The organism is Carnobacterium iners, from assembly GCF_900177385.1.
In the GTDB taxonomy this organism is placed as follows: Bacteria; Bacillota; Bacilli; order Lactobacillales; family Carnobacteriaceae; genus Carnobacterium_A; species Carnobacterium_A iners.
This window is the reverse complement of sequence record NZ_FXBJ01000002.1, coordinates 1,319,500-1,336,250: the sequence shown is the minus strand read 5'-3', so window position 1 is coordinate 1,336,250 and position 16,751 is coordinate 1,319,500. Positions and strand designations below refer to the sequence as shown.

At 34.6% G+C, this 16,751-nt stretch carries 12 protein-coding genes and 1 pseudogene; 3 read left to right on the top strand and 10 right to left on the bottom strand.

The window, feature by feature from the left end; translation table 11 throughout:
* Positions 1-19: 19 nt before the first annotated feature.
* Positions 20-2,287, bottom strand: coding sequence for a glycoside hydrolase family 65 protein (locus B9Y54_RS06525; protein ID WP_085559517.1), 2,268 nt, complete (start codon positions 2,285-2,287; stop codon positions 20-22).
* Positions 2,288-2,579: 292 nt separating this feature from the next.
* Between B9Y54_RS06525 and B9Y54_RS06520 the strand changes: the two are divergent.
* A pseudogene (locus tag B9Y54_RS06520) lies at positions 2,580-4,235 on the top strand (PTS transporter subunit IIBC); the annotation flags it as partial.
* A 13-nt stretch (positions 4,236-4,248) separates the two neighbouring features.
* Positions 4,249-5,067: an endonuclease/exonuclease/phosphatase family protein gene (locus B9Y54_RS06515; protein WP_085559515.1), complete on the top strand. Its 819-nt coding sequence runs from the start codon at positions 4,249-4,251 to the stop codon at positions 5,065-5,067.
* Positions 5,068-5,161: 94 nt separating this feature from the next.
* Here B9Y54_RS06515 and gorA read toward each other — a convergent pair whose 3' ends face one another.
* The 9 genes from gorA to B9Y54_RS06470 all read right to left on the bottom strand — a co-directional run bounded on the left by gorA (position 5,162) and on the right by B9Y54_RS06470 (position 15,932).
* The gene (gene gorA, locus B9Y54_RS06510) at positions 5,162-6,514 is read right to left on the bottom strand and encodes a glutathione-disulfide reductase (protein WP_085559514.1); all 1,353 of its coding nucleotides are present in this window, start codon (positions 6,512-6,514) and stop codon (positions 5,162-5,164) included.
* A 156-nt stretch (positions 6,515-6,670) separates the two neighbouring features.
* Positions 6,671-8,008, bottom strand: coding sequence for a uracil-xanthine permease family protein (locus B9Y54_RS06505; RefSeq protein ID WP_234987853.1), 1,338 nt, complete (start codon positions 8,006-8,008; stop codon positions 6,671-6,673).
* Between the two features lie 66 nt (positions 8,009-8,074).
* A complete protein-coding gene (locus B9Y54_RS06500; protein WP_085559513.1) occupies positions 8,075-9,379 on the bottom strand; it encodes a glycosyltransferase in 1,305 nt (434 codons plus the stop codon).
* Positions 9,369-11,411: a glycosyltransferase family 4 protein gene (locus tag B9Y54_RS06495; RefSeq protein WP_085559512.1), complete on the bottom strand. Its 2,043-nt coding sequence runs from the start codon at positions 11,409-11,411 to the stop codon at positions 9,369-9,371. The genes B9Y54_RS06500 and B9Y54_RS06495 overlap by 11 nt, the downstream gene beginning before the upstream one ends.
* A 238-nt stretch (positions 11,412-11,649) precedes the next feature.
* A complete protein-coding gene (locus tag B9Y54_RS06490) occupies positions 11,650-12,156 on the bottom strand; it encodes a nucleoside deaminase (protein ID WP_200805361.1) in 507 nt (168 codons plus the stop codon).
* An 83-nt stretch (positions 12,157-12,239) separates the two neighbouring features.
* Complete coding sequence (locus tag B9Y54_RS06485) at positions 12,240-13,184, bottom strand: DMT family transporter (protein WP_085559511.1); 945 nt, start codon at positions 13,182-13,184, stop codon at positions 12,240-12,242.
* Positions 13,185-13,207: 23 nt separating this feature from the next.
* A complete protein-coding gene (locus B9Y54_RS06480) occupies positions 13,208-14,101 on the bottom strand; it encodes an NTP transferase domain-containing protein (protein WP_085559510.1) in 894 nt (297 codons plus the stop codon).
* Between the two features lie 24 nt (positions 14,102-14,125).
* Positions 14,126-15,046 (bottom strand): choline/ethanolamine kinase family protein, encoded by a 921-nt coding sequence (locus tag B9Y54_RS06475; RefSeq protein ID WP_159446064.1) that lies wholly within the window; start codon positions 15,044-15,046, stop codon positions 14,126-14,128.
* Positions 15,047-15,068: 22 nt separating this feature from the next.
* Complete coding sequence (locus B9Y54_RS06470; protein WP_085559508.1) at positions 15,069-15,932, bottom strand: LicD family protein; 864 nt, start codon at positions 15,930-15,932, stop codon at positions 15,069-15,071.
* A gap of 242 nt (positions 15,933-16,174) precedes the next feature.
* Between B9Y54_RS06470 and B9Y54_RS06465 the strand changes: the two genes are divergently transcribed.
* A complete protein-coding gene (locus tag B9Y54_RS06465) occupies positions 16,175-16,750 on the top strand; it encodes a chromate transporter (protein ID WP_085559507.1) in 576 nt (191 codons plus the stop codon).
* Position 16,751: the final 1 nt, after the last annotated feature.

The following is a 16,751-nucleotide window of genomic DNA, read 5'->3' as shown; positions in this document are numbered from 1 at the left end:
TTTCACACTATTTCTTATTTTATTTTTTCAAAGATCCGTTGTACTCATCTTTTAATAGAATTTGTTCCTCGTACAGTGTTAATTCAATCGGTGAACCCTTAACGAGAGTAACGGTTAATCCATTAATAGTATTATCTATTGTCATTTTCAATAAACGTTCGCGGTAATTAATATGGAATTCATAATTCGTCCAGTTATCAGGTAATAGCGGTGCAAACGATAGTTTTCCTCCTGCTGTACGCATACCAGCAAAGCCTTCCACAATTGTCAGCCAACTACCTGTCATCGATGTAATGTGTAACCCATCTTCTGTATCATTGTTGTAATTATCTAAGTCCAAACGAGCGGTTTGGCTATACAATTCAACGGCCTTAGCTACCTTTTGTAAATCAGCTGCTAAAATAGCATGGATACTCGGTGAAAGACTAGATTCGTGAACGGTTAATGGTTCATAAAAATCAAAGTTACGTTGCTTTTCTGCTGCTGTAAATTCTTCTTTAAAGAAATAGATTCCTTGTAGCACATCTGCTTGTTTGATATAAGGTGAACGTAGAATTTTATCCCAAGACCAATTCTGGCTTAAAGGCAATTCTGCTGGATCTAATTCTGAAACAGGGCGAAGCTCTTTATCCAAAAATGTATCGTGTTGGACAAAAATCTCTCTTTTTTCATCATAGGGAAAGTACATTTTATCGATAATAGCTTGCCATTTCTTGCTTTCTTCTTTCCTTATATTTAAAGTTCTTTTTTTATTTTCTGCTTTTTCTAATGAAGCCAACGTGTAGTTTAACGTCCAAATAGCAATTTTATTCGTATACCAATTATTATTCACATTATTCTCATATTCATTAGGACCGGTTACGCCATGCATCATGTATTGGTCTTTATCTTGATTGTAGTGAACGCGATCAGCCCAAAACCGACTGATGCCTACTAAAACATCTAGTCCTTTATCCATTAAATAGCTTTCATCACCCGTATAATTCGTATAATTATAAATCGCATAAGCCATTGCTCCATTGCGGTGAATTTCTTCAAACGTAATTTCCCATTCATTGTGGCACTCTACGCCTGTAAATGTCACCATCGGATAGAGTGCACCCTTCAAACCTTGTTGACGCGCATTGTGTTCTGCTTGAGGCAACTGATTGTGGCGATAATTCAATAAATTCTTTGAGACTTTTTGATCTGTCAGTGCTAAATACAACGGAATGGCATACGCTTCTGTATCCCAATAAGTTGCTCCACCGTATTTTTCACCGGTAAAACCTTTAGGACCGATATTTAAACGATCATCTTCCCCGTAGTACGTTGAAAACAGTTGAAATAAATTATATCGAATGCCTTGTTGCGCTGCACGATCTCCACCTATAATAACATCAGCTTTATCCCAACGTTCTTGCCAAAGACTTACCTGTTGTTGACGCAACTGTTCAAATGAGAACGCTGCAACAGATTCACTTATTTGCATACTTTTTTTTGTAACTTCCTCTTTCAAACTATCACGAGAAGTTGTTAAAGTAATTAATTTTTCAATCGTTGCTGACTCATTAGCTTTTAATTTCCCAGAATATTCTTGGACAACAGACATATCTGTCGTACTAGAGCGAACATATTCAACGTTTTCGACGCGGTTCAGCATCTTTGCAGCTACAGTAAATTGCTCTATTTCAAAGTCATTTGGTTTGGTTTCAACGGTTAGACTATTTTCTGTAATAGAAATTGGTAGCCAAAATTTTTCTTCGTAATTTGAATCTTCATTTACTACATTTCCATCTAAAGCCGGCGCAAAACCAATTGTTACTTCTCCAGTCAAACTAGTCACTTTCATACGAATAGCACAAAGTTCTTTTTGAGCTAAACTGACGAATCTTTCGACTTCAACATGAATGCGACTGCCCAATTTTTCGGCTATGTAGCTACGCGATAAAATCCCTTTTTGCATATCTAAAGACAGCTCAAATTCTGAGATAGAATCTTCGTACAAATCTACTCGTTCTCCATCTATATAAATATCCAATTTAATAAAGTTCATCGAATTGATTACTTTACCAAAGTATTCAGGATATCCGTTTTTCCACCAACCAACACGTGTCTTATCAGGATACCAAACTCCCGCAAGATAACTTCCTTGATGGTGATCACCTGAATAGGTTTCTTCAAAATTACCCCGCATACCCATATAGCCATTTCCAATACTCATTAGACTTTCCTGTAAACGTCGGTCTTTTTTCTCCAACATATGTGTTTGTACTTTCCATTCATCTAATTCGAATAAACGTTTCATTGATTTGGTTCCTCCTTGAGCTGTTTGTTTTTATCAGCTAGTTAAATTTATATTATCATCTTAAACGCAAACGTTTGCGTTGTCAAATTCATTTTATTTGTATTTTAGGGTAAATATTTATAGTTTCGTCATAGTAGAATGTCTTATAATCGTTTTTTATTGATTCTGTTACCGTTAACAGGTTTTTTCATTAAAGAAATCGCTTGCATTTTATTTAGTATCTGACTATACTAAGAGCAAGCGTTTGCGCAGACGCAGTTAACGAACAAACTATAAGGAGTTGGAACAAGTAATGAAGAAAACATTCTCATTTGATTTTTGGCAAAAACTAGGTAAAGCTTTAATGGTTGTTATCGCTGTTATGCCTGCAGCTGGTTTAATGATCAGTATCGGTAAAATGATTGTTATGTTCGGTGGGGACATTCAGTTATTGTCTGTTATCGGAAGTGTGATGGAAAGTTTAGGATGGGGTGTAATAGGAAATTTACATATTCTATTCGCTGTAGCTATTGGTGGTTCTTGGGCTAAAGAACGTGCTGGTGGAGCTTTTGCCGCTATTTTAGCTTTTATTTTAATTAACGTAACTACTGGTTCTATTTTTGGCGTTTCTTCTGATATGTTATTAACAGAAGGTGCAACAACTAAAACATTATTCGGTTCAGAAATTTTAGTAAATGGTTACTTCACTTCTGTACTAGGTTCACCCGCTCTAAACATGGGCGTATTTGTAGGAATTATTTCTGGTTTTGTCGGAGCAGTTGTCTTTAATAAATATTATAATTATCGTAAATTACCTGAAGCACTTTCATTCTTCAACGGAAAACGCTTTGTACCATTTGTTGTTATCTTATGGTCTGTCCTTGTTTCTCTAGTATTAGCTATTTTTTGGCCAATCATTCAAACGGGAATCAATAACTTTGGTCAATGGATTGCTACTTCCGCTGACACTGCACCTATACTAGCTCCATTTGTCTATGGAACATTAGAGCGCTTATTGTTGCCATTCGGATTGCACCACATGTTAACAATTCCAATTAACTACACTGCTCTAGGTGGAACGTACACTATTTTAACTGGTGCAAATGTAGGAACTCAAGTATTTGGTCAAGATCCACTTTGGTTAGCTTGGGTTAGTGATTTAGTAAATTTAAAAGAATCTGGTGATACCAGTGCTTATCAAGCTCTATTGACAGGTATTACTCCTGCTCGTTTCAAAGTTGGTCAAATGATTGGAGCAACTGGAACACTTATGGGTGTAGCTTTTGCTATGTACCGTAGAACAGATGTAGAAAAACGTAGAAAATATAAATCTATTTTCTTTTCTGCTGCTATTGCTGTTTTCTTAACCGGTGTAACTGAGCCACTTGAATTTATGTTCATGTTCGCTGCACCTTTACTTTATGTTGTCTATGCTGTTATCCAAGGATTTTCATTTGCATTAGCTGACATTATTCCATTACGTGTTCACTCATTCGGGAACCTAGAGTTCTTAACTCGTATTCCAATGTCTCTTAACGCCGGTTTAGCATGGGATGTTGTTAACTTTGTATTAAGTAGTATCGCGTTCTTTGCTATTGCTTACTTTATTTCTTATTACATGATTGGTCGTTTTAAAATTGCTACTCCAGGACGCTTAGGAAATTATATTGACGAAGCATCTATTACTGATGAAGAAGTAGATAGCGTTTCAAGTAACTCTGGAAAAGTTGAAGCAGCATCAAAACAAGTTACAGATATTATTGCCTTGTTAGGTGGTCCATCAAATATTACAGACGTTGACGCTTGTATGACTCGTCTTCGCATTAGTGTAAAAGATCCTGATTTAGTTGCTGATGAAGCTGCTTGGAAAAAAGCTGGTGCTTTAGGACTAATTAAAAAAGGTCAAGGAATCCAAGCTGTTTATGGACCAAAAGCAGACGTTTTAAAATCAGATATTCAAGATGCCTTAGGGATATAAGGTATTGAAACTCTTAACATTAAACACACATAGTTGGTTAGAAGAACAACCACAGACAAAATTAAGCCTCCTGGTTGAGGCTATTTTGTCAAATCAATTTGATATCATAGCTTTTCAAGAGGTTAATCAATCGATGAATGAATCTGCAATCGATTTATCAAATACCTCTACCTATTACCCTGCTGATTCTGCCATCCAAATTAAAAGAGATAACTTTGCTTACCAAGTTCAACAGAAACTAGAACAGATGGGATTAACCTACCATTGGACGTGGCAGCCCTCTCATATTGGATACGATATTTACGATGAAGGCTTAGCCTTTTTAAGTCTTGATCCTATTCAAGAAATCAAGACATTTCACGCTTCTAAAAGCTTAGCGTATACTAATCATAAAACCCGTTCGATAGTTAGCATACAAGTTAAAAACAGCTGGTATGTTAATCTTCATTTGGGTTGGTGGCATGACGAAGAGGATACGTTTAAAGATCAATGGGCTGTATGCTCTACCTTTTTTAAAACATTAACTGGCCCTATTTATTTAATGGGAGACTTCAACAACCCTTCACAGTCAACGGATGAAGGATATGACTTAGTTAGCAAAGAATGGTTTGATACTTTTTTGTTGGCAACTAAACAAGATGTTGGAGATACTGTTGAAAGCAATATAGATGGTTGGTCTAATAACAAAGAAAAGCTGCGGCTAGATTTTATTTTTGTAAATAAAGCGATTCCTGTTAAACAATCTCAAGTTATTTTCAACGGACTAAATTATCCTGTTATTTCAGATCACTATGGTGTAAGTATCGAACTAGTTGAAGAATAAAAATAAATTCAATAAAAAAATCTCCAATCACAAATCCTAACGGGCTTTGTGATTGGAGATTTTTTATTTTTATGCTTATTTTTTGTTAAACAACTTATTTCATTGTCACAAACTCTTCAGCACCAGTTGGGTGAATCGCTACTGTAGCATCAAAATCTGCTTTAGTTGCTCCCATTTTGATAGCAACAGCGAAACCTTGCAACATTTCATCCATCCCTGCTCCCATTCCATGTAAACCAACAACTTTTTCTTCAGGTCCACAACACACTAGTTTCATATACGTCTTTTGTCTATTTTTGGTAATTGAACTATGCATAGCTGTAAAACGCGTTTCGTAAGTTTTTATTTGTGCTACACCAAACTTATCAATTGCTTGTTCTTCAGTCATACCCACTGTTCCAATTGGCGGATGACTGAAAACAACTGTTGGAACATTATCAAAATCTAAATGCGCTAACGGTTTATGATTGAACAAACGCTCAGATAATTGTCTTCCTGCTGCAATAGCAACTGGCGTTAATTCGATACGACCGGTTACATCCCCAACCGCATAAATCCCTTTAGCCGTCGTATTTTGAAACTCATCAACTCGAATGTATCCACCCTCATTCACTTTTACATCTGTTAAAGATAAGTTCAAATTTTGAGTATTAGGCTCACGTCCTATTGCCCAAATAATCGTATCTGTTTCATGGGTTGTTCCATCCTCTAAGTGAAGAGTTAAACTGCCATTTTCATTTTCCTCAACTTTTTTAGGCGTCGCATAGGTGTGTAATTTAGCACCTTCACGTTCTATTGTCTCGAGTAGTCCTTCAACAATAATAGAATCAAAATTACGTAAAGGAGCGTGTTGACGAACAAATAAATGTGTATCGGAGCCTAAGCCGTGTAATACACCCGCTAATTCAACCGCAATATATCCTGCTCCTACAATAGCTACTCGCTCAGGTAATTCGGTTAATTCAAAAAAGCCATCTGAGTCTATACCATATTCAGCCCCTGGAATCGCTGGGAATTCTGGCTTTCCACCTGTTGCAATTAAAATATGATCTGCGGTGTATCTTTTCCCATTTACTTCAACTGTTTGGTTATCTAAAAACTTAGCATACCCATTTAGTAAATCAACATTATTGCTATCTAGCCCACTCTTGTAGCTCCCGTGCAATCTTTCAATAAAGGTTTCTCTATTTTTAACCAACTTAGAAAAGTTCAACTTTTTAGTAGGAATATCAATGCCATAATCAGGAGCATATAAATTCATTTCATCCATCATTTGAGCTCCGTGCCACATAATTTTTTTAGGAACGCATCCTACATTAACGCATGTTCCACCAATAACATTTCCCTCAATCAGTAAACCTTTAGCACCATGCATTCCTGCACGATTAATAGAAGCTATCCCGCCACTTCCGCCACCGATAGCGATATAATCATACTTTTCAACCATTTTATCTCCTACTTTCCTTCTAGCGCTTAGTTCAGTATAAGTAATTCTCTAACAAAAAGAAAGAAAAAAGGTTTGTACATTTTTATTCATTCCTACAAATAAAAACAGGCAAACCCCTTTTCTTCTTTTAAAGTACTATTCAATACGCTAGCGCTCTTACTTTTGAGAGCTTGTTTGTTCTTTAGGTAAAATAATATTTAAACTTAATGCAACTAGACATGCAATCACAATAGCTGACCCTCCAAATAATGTTGCTAAGAAGCTTGGTAAAGCAACCATTGCACCTGGAACTTGGGTTAATCCTAGACCAAATACTAACGAAAGGCCAATAATTACTTTTGAACGATCCGTTAAAGGCTCTGATGTTAAAATACTGATCCCTGTTAATGTGATTTGAGAAAAGATAATAATAGAAGCACCACCAATAACAGCTTGAGGTAAAGTAGATAATATTGCCCCAAATTTAGGAATCAGACCGGCTGCGATTAAAAAGACTGAACCAACAGCAACAATATAGCGACTCATCATTTTAGTAAATGAAATCATTCCAACGTTTTGACTAAAAGACGTGTTTGCCAGAGAGTTGAACATGGCTCCTAAAGAAGACGTTATCCCGTTTGCTAAGATTGATCCAGATAACTCCCTATCTGTCGGTTCTCTATCTGATCCGCCCATTGTTATCGCCGTGACATCTCCGACGGTTTCTACAGCAGTGACAACAAACATAATTAACATTGGTGCTATTGCTCCCCATTTAAAGACTAATGGAAAGTAAAATGGTTGAGGCAATGAGAACCAAGATGCTTTATTAATAGCTCCAAACTCTACCATATTTAAGAATAATGCCAGTACATAGCCAATCATAATAGCAATTAGAATAGAAGACGTTTTGGCCATTCCTTTTGCAAATTGATTTAAAAGTAAAACCAAAGACATCACAAATAGCGAGACCAACCAATTTTTTCCAGAGCCAAATGTTGGCGAGCCACTTCCACCAGCCATTGCTATTATTCCAGTCGGCAATAAAGATAGGCCTATTGTCAATACAACAGTTCCTGTTACAACTTTTGGAAAAAAGCGTCTTAGTGGTGTAATGAAAAAACCTAGTCCTGCACAAAAAAGTCCGCCAACAAATGTTGCGCCTAATAAGCCAGAAATCCCGTAGCCACTTGCAATAGAGATATTTGTTGGCAAGAATCCAAAACTACTTCCCATCACTACTGGAAGTTTAGCCCCAACTCTCCAAATTGGGTAACATTGAATTAGTGTGGCTACTCCAGCCATAATCATTGCACTTTGTACTAATACGGTCAGGTCTCTTCCTGAGATACCGACTACTTTTGCTACAATGATTGGAACGGCTATATTGCTCAAAAACATAGCGAAAATATGTTGTAAGCCCAATGGAACAGCTTCTCTTAAAAGGGGAACCCCGTCTACATCGTACTTACTTCTATTAATTGGTTCATCTCTTTTCATAAAAAAATTTCTCACTAGATTCGCTCCTATCGTATATGTTTGGTTAGCTTTCGCTAGTTTATTTAGTTACATATTATCTTTTTAGTCGTCTCCTAATAACTGTTTAACAGCATAATCAGGTCCTCTTTTTTTAGAAATCTCACTCCAATAGGTCAATTCTTTAATTGATTGTGCAGCTACTTTTGAAAGAGCTGTTACTAAATCCTCTTCTGTAAAGGTATTGGGATTTAATATCTCTGCTAGTCGTTTTTTTTCACAATCATAGGCAATATTAAATTGGTCACTTGAAAAGGGTAAAATAATCATTGGCTTACCATAATACAGTGCTTCAGTAAACGTATTACAACCGCCATGAAAAATAACATTATCCATATAAGGCATCAAAGCCTTTTGAGGAATAAACTCTTCGATGATTACAGAAGAAGAACGGTATTGTTTTAATTTTTCAGCATTGCTTCCAGCTGAAACAATTAATAGAGCTGTGGGATTATGTTTTTCAACACCTTTTATCAGCTTCTCCAGAACATCTACTCGATTAGATAAAAAAGTACCTAATGTAATTAAAATTTTAGTCTCTTTGGTATTTACCTTTTTTGACCACTCTTCATTTAGTGATTCCTCTTCAAAACAATTGCCCATAAAAATTTTATTTGGTTGTTGCTGCTTGTCTTCAATTGCATCAAAATCAAAGTAATTATATAAAATAGCTTTATCTGAAACTAAACTAAAGGCATTTTCTACCTTATCACGATGGCTCTTATTGTCTTCTAGCATCGCATTAAAAATCATTGTAAATTCTTTTTGCGTATTTTCTGAAACCTGTCTTAGCTCTTCCAGTTGCCTATTGTCAACCGGTATGGAACTTGGCCAATTATTAGGAACACCATACTGCTCGTTTTCTGATGGAATCGTTCTTGGGTGCGGTGGACAAAATGTTACAAATGGCAAATCTAATACATACAATCCCAACGTAACGCCATAAGAAAGAATATCAACTACATATAAATCAATTATAAGCGATTGATCAATTGCTTTTATTTTCGAGATAAGTTCTTCTGGTTTATAAAGCATGTCTTTTTTTCGATGTTTTGATTGTGTAATGAGTGTCTCGACCGCACCTTTTCGTGTAGCTTCAAAAAATCCGTCTAATCGATCTTTCTCTGAATCCGGTTGGTCTGTTACTTCAGCTTTTCCAACATTTTTGTTTTTACTAATATCAATTTCATAAAAAGTTAAGTTAGCTTGCTCTACTTGTTGTTTAAACTCCGTGCTGCAGCCAAATGTTACATCTTTTCCAAGCTTTTTAAAGCTCTTTGCAAGGACTAAAAGAGGAGTGAAATGAGAATAAAACGGGGGACTAATAAAAAAGATATGATTAGTATTCATTTACTTTGCTCCTTTTTAAAGATAAATAAAACGACAGAAACTCTTTAGCTATTTTTTCCATAGAGAATCGTTCTTTAACCGTTTTTTCTCCAGCTGATTGAATTCCCTCAAAGACTACTGGATTATTTTTCAAATTTTCAATAATCATTTTTGTTTCCTCAAAAATAGTTTGCCAATTCGTCGTATCAATTAGAAAACCATTGGTGCCGCTTTCTATATAACTTTTTACGCCACCTCTTTCAGGTCCTAATACTAAGAATTTTTGTGATAAAGCTTCTAAAATAGCTATTCCAAATTCTTCTTTTTTACTAGAACAAAGATAAATTTGCGGATACTGTTTTTGATGTTGCATAATTTTTTTCTCAATTAGCCGTATATTTTCATTTGATAGTGCACCAATATGATGAAAATAGTCTCTTAGCTGTGAATGATCAGAAAAATACTCTTCGAACGAATGCAGCATCTTCTTTTCATCTTTACTAGGGTTTTCTAAATCTCCACCAATTACCAATAAGTTGTATACCTCAGAAATACTCGAATTTCCCCAAGCTTTTAATAATTCGTCTTGCGCTTTTTGCTGTTCTAATCTTCCAACATTTAGAATAATTGGTTTATCAAAGAAACCTTTTTTAAACTCAATCTGTTTTAATTCGTTAGGCTGATTCACTTTTTCACTCTTACTCTCAAAAGCGCTATCCGCTTGTATACCTTCACTAATCATCCAGATGGTCTCTTTTTTATCTTCTCTTACTAACTGGGGAAAGTACAACTCTAATTCTTTTTTCACTTTGTAGTTGCCTATTCCTACTATTTGATCACTTTCAGAAATAAGTTCATCGCCTATCATAATTTTATTTATTTTTTGAACATACTCATTGAAAGGATAGACTTTTAGTGCCCCATCCTTGTTGGTCATATTTCTATGAGGATCCGGTGTCAATGTAAAAACAAATTTCTTTCCTCGTTCTTTACTTAAGAGCGCTATCGCTTTAGAGGCATTATCTAAATAACGAACGTGGAAAATATCTGGTTCAATTCCTACTTTTTTAAGGAACCGGTCAACGGCTCTTTTTATAAATCGTTCTTTTTTTAAAAAAGGATCTTTATCTGTTGTATCAATATAAATAGGGGCTCTTATAAAGAGATGATTATCTGAATAATAATTCATTATTGACTGGTTGTCTAACCATTCATTTGTAATGGTTAATGTCACAACTAGTGAAATTTGGTCTGATTCAGATAACTCGTTTCCTAATGTTTTTAAAAATACAGCTATCCCACCATTATTTCCTTTACCACTGTTCTCAAAATCGCCATAAAACATCGATTGTAAAATCGTTAGTCCATTCGTTTTAACTACCTTTTCTTTATTAAGAATTGTCTTATAATCGCTAAATAATTTTTTGTTTTTTTGAAAAGGTGATAATGCTTCTATTGCATTGTAATTTAGATTTTCTAGTGAATAAAGTTCTATCAATAAATCAATTAGTTGGATTTTGATATTTATTGGATAATCTTCTTTTAACCATTCATAAATAATTGCTTCATATCCGTCTACTTTGAAATGATAAAGGTAGTCTATTAGTATCGAAAAGATATCTAATTGTTTTGAATGATTTATTAATAAGCTCGTGATTCTCTCTTTATTCAATACATTTCTATTGCATTCAATACAGCTATCTACTAGCGCAAAGACCGTTGAGTCATTTGGATTTTTTTGAGCTAAATAATAGCGTACCTCTCTATCAAAACCTTCTTCAGTAAGCATGTGACAATTCTTGGTAATACTATTTACAATATATCGATCTAAGTACTCGTCTTGACCTAAATAAGACAATAAACCAATCAGGTCTTTCTCCACTAGCTCTTTTTTTGTGTCTAATGCAAAGCTATCTTTGATGTGGTCTAAGATTTGCTCTTTTTTTTCATCAAAATAGTGTTCCTCTTTATACTTTTCTAAAAAAAGTGTAGGAAAGGAACGAAGGGTATTTTCATTAAAATAATCCTCTCTTAATTGAGTAAACTTATTCATGGTATGCCACCTTTCTAAAGGAAATCGTATTCATTTCAGTTTACTTACGCATCTTTTATACCGTTTAAAACTTTTATAATCGCTAATTTCAAACTAAACTGATAGACAATATTATAACATAGTAAGCTTTAGCGAACTATTTTAATGAACTGGTTTTGTCTATTAAGTTTAATTTCAACAAAAAAACCCAATAAACTACACTACCTTTTTATAGTTTGTTGGGTTCGTTCATTCTTATTTAGTTTTTATTCTTTTCGACCCATAAATCCATCGGGTTTTCTTGTGCTTCTTCTAGAGGCATATTCTTCATCACTAGCTTACGTTCTGCTCGATCTTTTTTAAAATCTTCATAAATCTCTTTAGAAATACTCATCCCAACTTCTGCTGCTTCATCAACTGAAGCACAATAGTAGCCTTTCTTAATTCCTGATATATACATAACTGATAAGCACATTGGACAAGGTTCACCACTAGCGTACATCGTATAATCTGATAAATCAAGTGTCTTAAGTTCTGCTTGTGCTCTGCGTATTGCTAGCATTTCTGCATGTCCACTACTGTCATAAGTATGGTGTAATTCGTTTACTCCTTCAGAGATAATCTCGCCATCTTTAACTAGTACTGCTCCAAAAGGTGTTCCTCCACTACGAACATTTTCTAACGATAATTCAACGGCTCTATCCATGAATTTATCCATTGTATCAATCCTTTCTTCTCTATTTGATTTTGTATGAGTCAAACTCATTGACGATTAGTCTTAATATAACGAGTTTTGATTGCTTAATCAAAGAATACGTTCTCAAAATATTTTAAACTAATTCTATTTCATTAACTAAACGATTTTTCCTTAAATTTAAACATTTCTCCCATATCTGCCGCTGCGGTAATCGATCCGCCTACAATAATCAATGCGCAAATAATACTTCTCAATGAAATTTCTTCATTGAGTAAAACCGCTCCAAATACAATCGACCAAGCACAATAGGTAATATTTAAAGCCATCGCTTTAGAAGCACCAATTTTGTTAATCGCTTTGTAATAAAATAAATAAGAGGTTGTACCAAATAATGCCGCTAATAAGATAATCCCTGTTGTTTGTGTAGGAATTAGTGATAAAGTAAACGACCAACCTCTAACAAACGGTATGATAATCGCTCCATAAAAAACAGCAGAGGTTAACTGTCTTATTTGAAGAGCTAAGTGGTCACTGATTTCTTGAGCCTTTAGTCCGTAAGCTATAATAACCGCTTCTGAAGCCCACCCGATAACACACATAAAAGCAAACAAGAATCCTATTACCGTATTATTCGTTTCACTGCCACCAGGTGTATAGCCTAATGCTATTACCCCTAAAATACTGACAGTTAATCCTGCTATTTGATAACCTTTCATTTTCTCTTTCAAAAAGATATAAGATAATAATGCCCCAACTCCTGGAAATAAGGCCGATATAATCGCTGTGTAAGCTGCACCAATATAGTTTATTGATAAAACATATCCTGTCATTCCAATAGGTCCACCAAGCAAGGCTGCTAGCACAATAATTTTTCCACTTCTTGTTTTTAATGCAGAAAATATTTTCTTCGACTCTTTTTTAATTCCCATATAAAACAGCATCCATAATGAAGAACACACATCATGGATAAACGTGCTGATAAAGGGTGCTAATAAAATAGCTTGTTCAGTCGATACAAACGGTGACATAACTAAAGCAATACCTAGTATAACGGTATCCAATCCCCAAAAAAAACCTGCTAATAAGCCATAAGCCATAGTTCATTCTCCTAAACATTTTTTCATTCTTTATCTTTTATTAACTTCTTCGTTTCGTAAATATAAGAATAGTTTTCTTTTTTTATCAAACACTTAAAGCCCGTTGTCACATCTTTTTCTTTTATCGGAGTAATCCTTAAGATGTCGCTTTCTTTACAGCTTACTTGTTTAGAAATGGCTTCTAGAATTTTTGAACCAGTTGAATCGATGTAATCTGAATCGAACTTTCTCAGTTCATCTAGTGTGTCAAACTCAAAGATAATTTCTTTAGAATAGTGACGACTGTAGAGAGTAAGTTCATCGATATGGTTGAGATAAATGCTTTCCCATAATAAAAGAGGTGTTTCTGGCTCATCATAGACTGATTCTAAAATAGCTACAAATCTTTTTGAAAAGACACTAGAAAAAAAGACATGTCCCAACATTACCCAACTATTTTCACCGCCTATCTTTAGATCTGTTATCAGACCCGTTGCATCAGTTTCGATACACCATTCACCGGTTTCTCCTTCTTCATAAACAGAAGAGTAATAAGCATTCTCAACATAAGGTTCAAAAACGTTTTGGGTAAAATAATTATCTGCTGAACAGATATACGTATTGCCTAATTTTTCTTTAACCGCGTAAAGCGTTGAGTGATTATTACGAGTAGCATAATCAGAGTTTTCTACTAATGTAACTTGAAATTCTTCTACTAAATATTGAAATAGTTTTTTTTTGAAACCCACTACAATTGTAATATCCTCAATTCCTGCTTCTTGTAATTGACGAATTTGTCGTTCAATTAAGACTTGCCCTTTAACTTTTACCAATGATTTTGGGTATTCATAAGAAATAGGTGCAAATCGAGAAGAAAGTCCTGCAGCCATAATAATAGCGTTCTCAACTTTAAGTAATGCCTGATCGTTTATACTCATTTTATTCTCTCCCTGTTGCCTTACTTATTCCAAAGTAAGATTAGTTTTTGGAAGGAGTTCATCTACAACAATAGAATAATATTCTTTCGCATAATCGAATTGTTTTAGTGCATATTCACCAAAATCGACTCCTAAAGCACTCTTATACTCACACCAGTTGCTCCAAAGTAATCCACCTATCGCTATGTAACAATATATTTTGATTCTTGTTTCCTCTGCGCACTCACCAGCAAAATAACTATCGATTAAGTAGTCTGTTTGTTCTCTGTTGTACATAGAATAAATAGCAAACATTCCTACGTCAAAGTGAGGATCTTGCATCGCAGCATACTCCCAATCAATGACAAAGACGTCATCTTCTAGAAACAGAAAATTATCTGAAACAGAATCGATGTGAGCCAATACAAAATTTTTCGGCAGTTGATTGACTAGTTTTTCTAAGGACAGCACGTTTTTCTTTACTTCAACATAATTTTCAAATACGGATGGTTTACCTTGTCTTAAGCTTTCGTAAAACTCGATTTCTTCAAAAGGATTAAAGGTGTGAGCAACTTTTAAATTGCTATTATGAAATTCTCTTAGTTTTTTCATACATCGTTGAACATCGTTTTGATCAAAGGGGTCACTTACTCTTGCAGTCTCCCAAAACTCCGTTATCTTGATGCCGCTTTCATTAGAGATGTAAACGACGTTATCACTGATTTTCTTTCCTTTTAACACTTCATACACATCGTACTCGTTTGATCGACTAATCAACTTATCTGTACCGGCGCCAGGAATACGAATGATGTAACTTTTGTCTTTGACTTCAAACTTAAATGAATCGTTTGTCATCCCCTTTTTTAGATAGGTCATATTTTTTATCTCACTTGGTTCGATAGTCATCACCTCGGCGATAACAGAAATAACTGTTTGATCTAATACTTTCTCATTTGAATTCCCCATTTTTTCTTCCCTTCTTATCTGTTTATTTTTGGGTATTGAAGTTAATTTCGATAATTCCATGATGAGGCGCTTGCTCTTTTAAAGGCGGCATTTCCATATAGTTGCCGTAATTTTTCGTTAAAATTTCATCGTATGCTCTTGGTACTGGAAACGTGTATCCTTCAAAATCCCAATCAATCGAATCATAAAAGAATGCTTTTTTTAAAACGAATGAGTCATAAGTATCTTTACCTGTTGAAATACTTAATTCACCAACATATTCTTCGTCTTTTTCATTAAAGATACACGCTAATTTTGTTATCAATCGATCGACCTTATTTTTTTGCACTCCTTTTAAAACATAATACATTGCTTTTTTAGCTATCCTTAAACCTGGCTTCTTTTCATTATTGTTGACTCTCATAACTCGGCAATAATTCATTAATTTTAATTGATCTATTGCTATTCTTTGAGCCTTACCTTTTAGTGTTCCAGGACGCACGTGATCATATGGGAAAACATCAATAAAAAAGCCTTGATGCATCTCAACATCTTGCACGAGATTCTCAACATAGCGGGTCTTATTTTTTCTTATTTTTGAATATTGCGATTGAAAATTTTCATCCGTATGGTAATTTTGTAAAAAATAAGCTGCATCTAGTTCTTTTGGACTAATAGCTAAAAACCGATCGTATTCTTCTCTCAACATGCAAACATCTATGTCGTCATCCCAAGAAATGAAACCGTTATGTCTAATTGCTCCAATTAATGTTCCTGAGAATAGTTGATAGTGTATCCCATGCTTTTTACAGATTTGATCAAATTCTATTAAGATTTCCAATTGTACTTTTTGTGCCTCTTCTATTCGCACATCTAACCCTGGAAATTTTAGTTCTCTCTTTTGCATGAATTCACCGCCTTAGTATATAGTTACTTTATATTTTCTACTCTTGTTTTATTCTTATCAAATTAGTAGCGTCATTTCTTCTTATTATTCAGTATTCTGAATAAATTTGCAAATCCAACGACACTTTTATCTTAAGATAACTGGTTGAGAAAGATTTCCTTAACTCTTTCGCTACAAATTAGTCTTTATTTTAAGACAAATAATGTACAATAGAGAGGACTAATTTTTTGAGGAGGGTTTTATTGAAGAAAGATAAAAAGTTTTATTGGACTCTATTTTCTTCCACACTTACATTAAGTGCTTTTACATTTGGTGGTGGATACGTAATCGTCCCTTTGATGCAAAAGCGATTTGTTAAAGACTTAAAATGGATTGAGGAAGAAGAAATGTTAGATTTAGTTGCTATAGGCCAATCCGCTCCTGGGCCGCTTGCCGTAAATGCTTCTATTATTATAGGTTATAGAATGGCTGGTATTCCCGGTGCTCTCTTAACAACTTTAGGAACAATTCTACCTCCATTGTTTATTATTACTCTTGTGTCTTATTTTTATATCGCTTTTCGTGAAAATGCCGTTATTAATGCCTTGTTGTTTGGCATGCAAGCTGGTGTTGCTGCTGTCATTGTTGACGTTGTGATTAACATGGGAATGACAATTGTAAAGGATAAAAGATTGCTTCCTATTATCGTGATGATCCTCGCTTTTATTGCGACAGCGATTTTTAATGTTAATATTGTCTTGATTTTATTTATCTCTGGAGCAATCGGTGCTTATACTACTTATCGCGTAAACCTTCTTAATACAAAGGAGGAAAGTTAAT

Coding starts and splice junctions, on each gene's coding strand:
- B9Y54_RS06525 (WP_085559517.1), bottom strand. CDS start 2,287: ATGAAACGTTTATTCGAATTAGATGAATGGAAAGTACAAACACATATG.
- gorA (WP_085559514.1), bottom strand. CDS start 6,514: ATGGTTGAAAAGTATGATTATATCGCTATCGGTGGCGGAAGTGGCGGG.
- B9Y54_RS06500 (WP_085559513.1), bottom strand. CDS start 9,379: ATGAATACTAATCATATCTTTTTTATTAGTCCCCCGTTTTATTCTCAT.
- B9Y54_RS06495 (WP_085559512.1), bottom strand. CDS start 11,411: ATGAATAAGTTTACTCAATTAAGAGAGGATTATTTTAATGAAAATACC.
- B9Y54_RS06490 (WP_200805361.1), bottom strand. CDS start 12,156: ATGAGTTTGACTCATACAAAATCAAATAGAGAAGAAAGGATTGATACA.
- B9Y54_RS06485 (WP_085559511.1), bottom strand. CDS start 13,184: ATGGCTTATGGCTTATTAGCAGGTTTTTTTTGGGGATTGGATACCGTT.
- B9Y54_RS06480 (WP_085559510.1), bottom strand. CDS start 14,101: ATGAGTATAAACGATCAGGCATTACTTAAAGTTGAGAACGCTATTATT.
- B9Y54_RS06475 (WP_159446064.1), bottom strand. CDS start 15,046: ATGGGGAATTCAAATGAGAAAGTATTAGATCAAACAGTTATTTCTGTT.
- B9Y54_RS06470 (WP_085559508.1), bottom strand. CDS start 15,932: ATGCAAAAGAGAGAACTAAAATTTCCAGGGTTAGATGTGCGAATAGAA.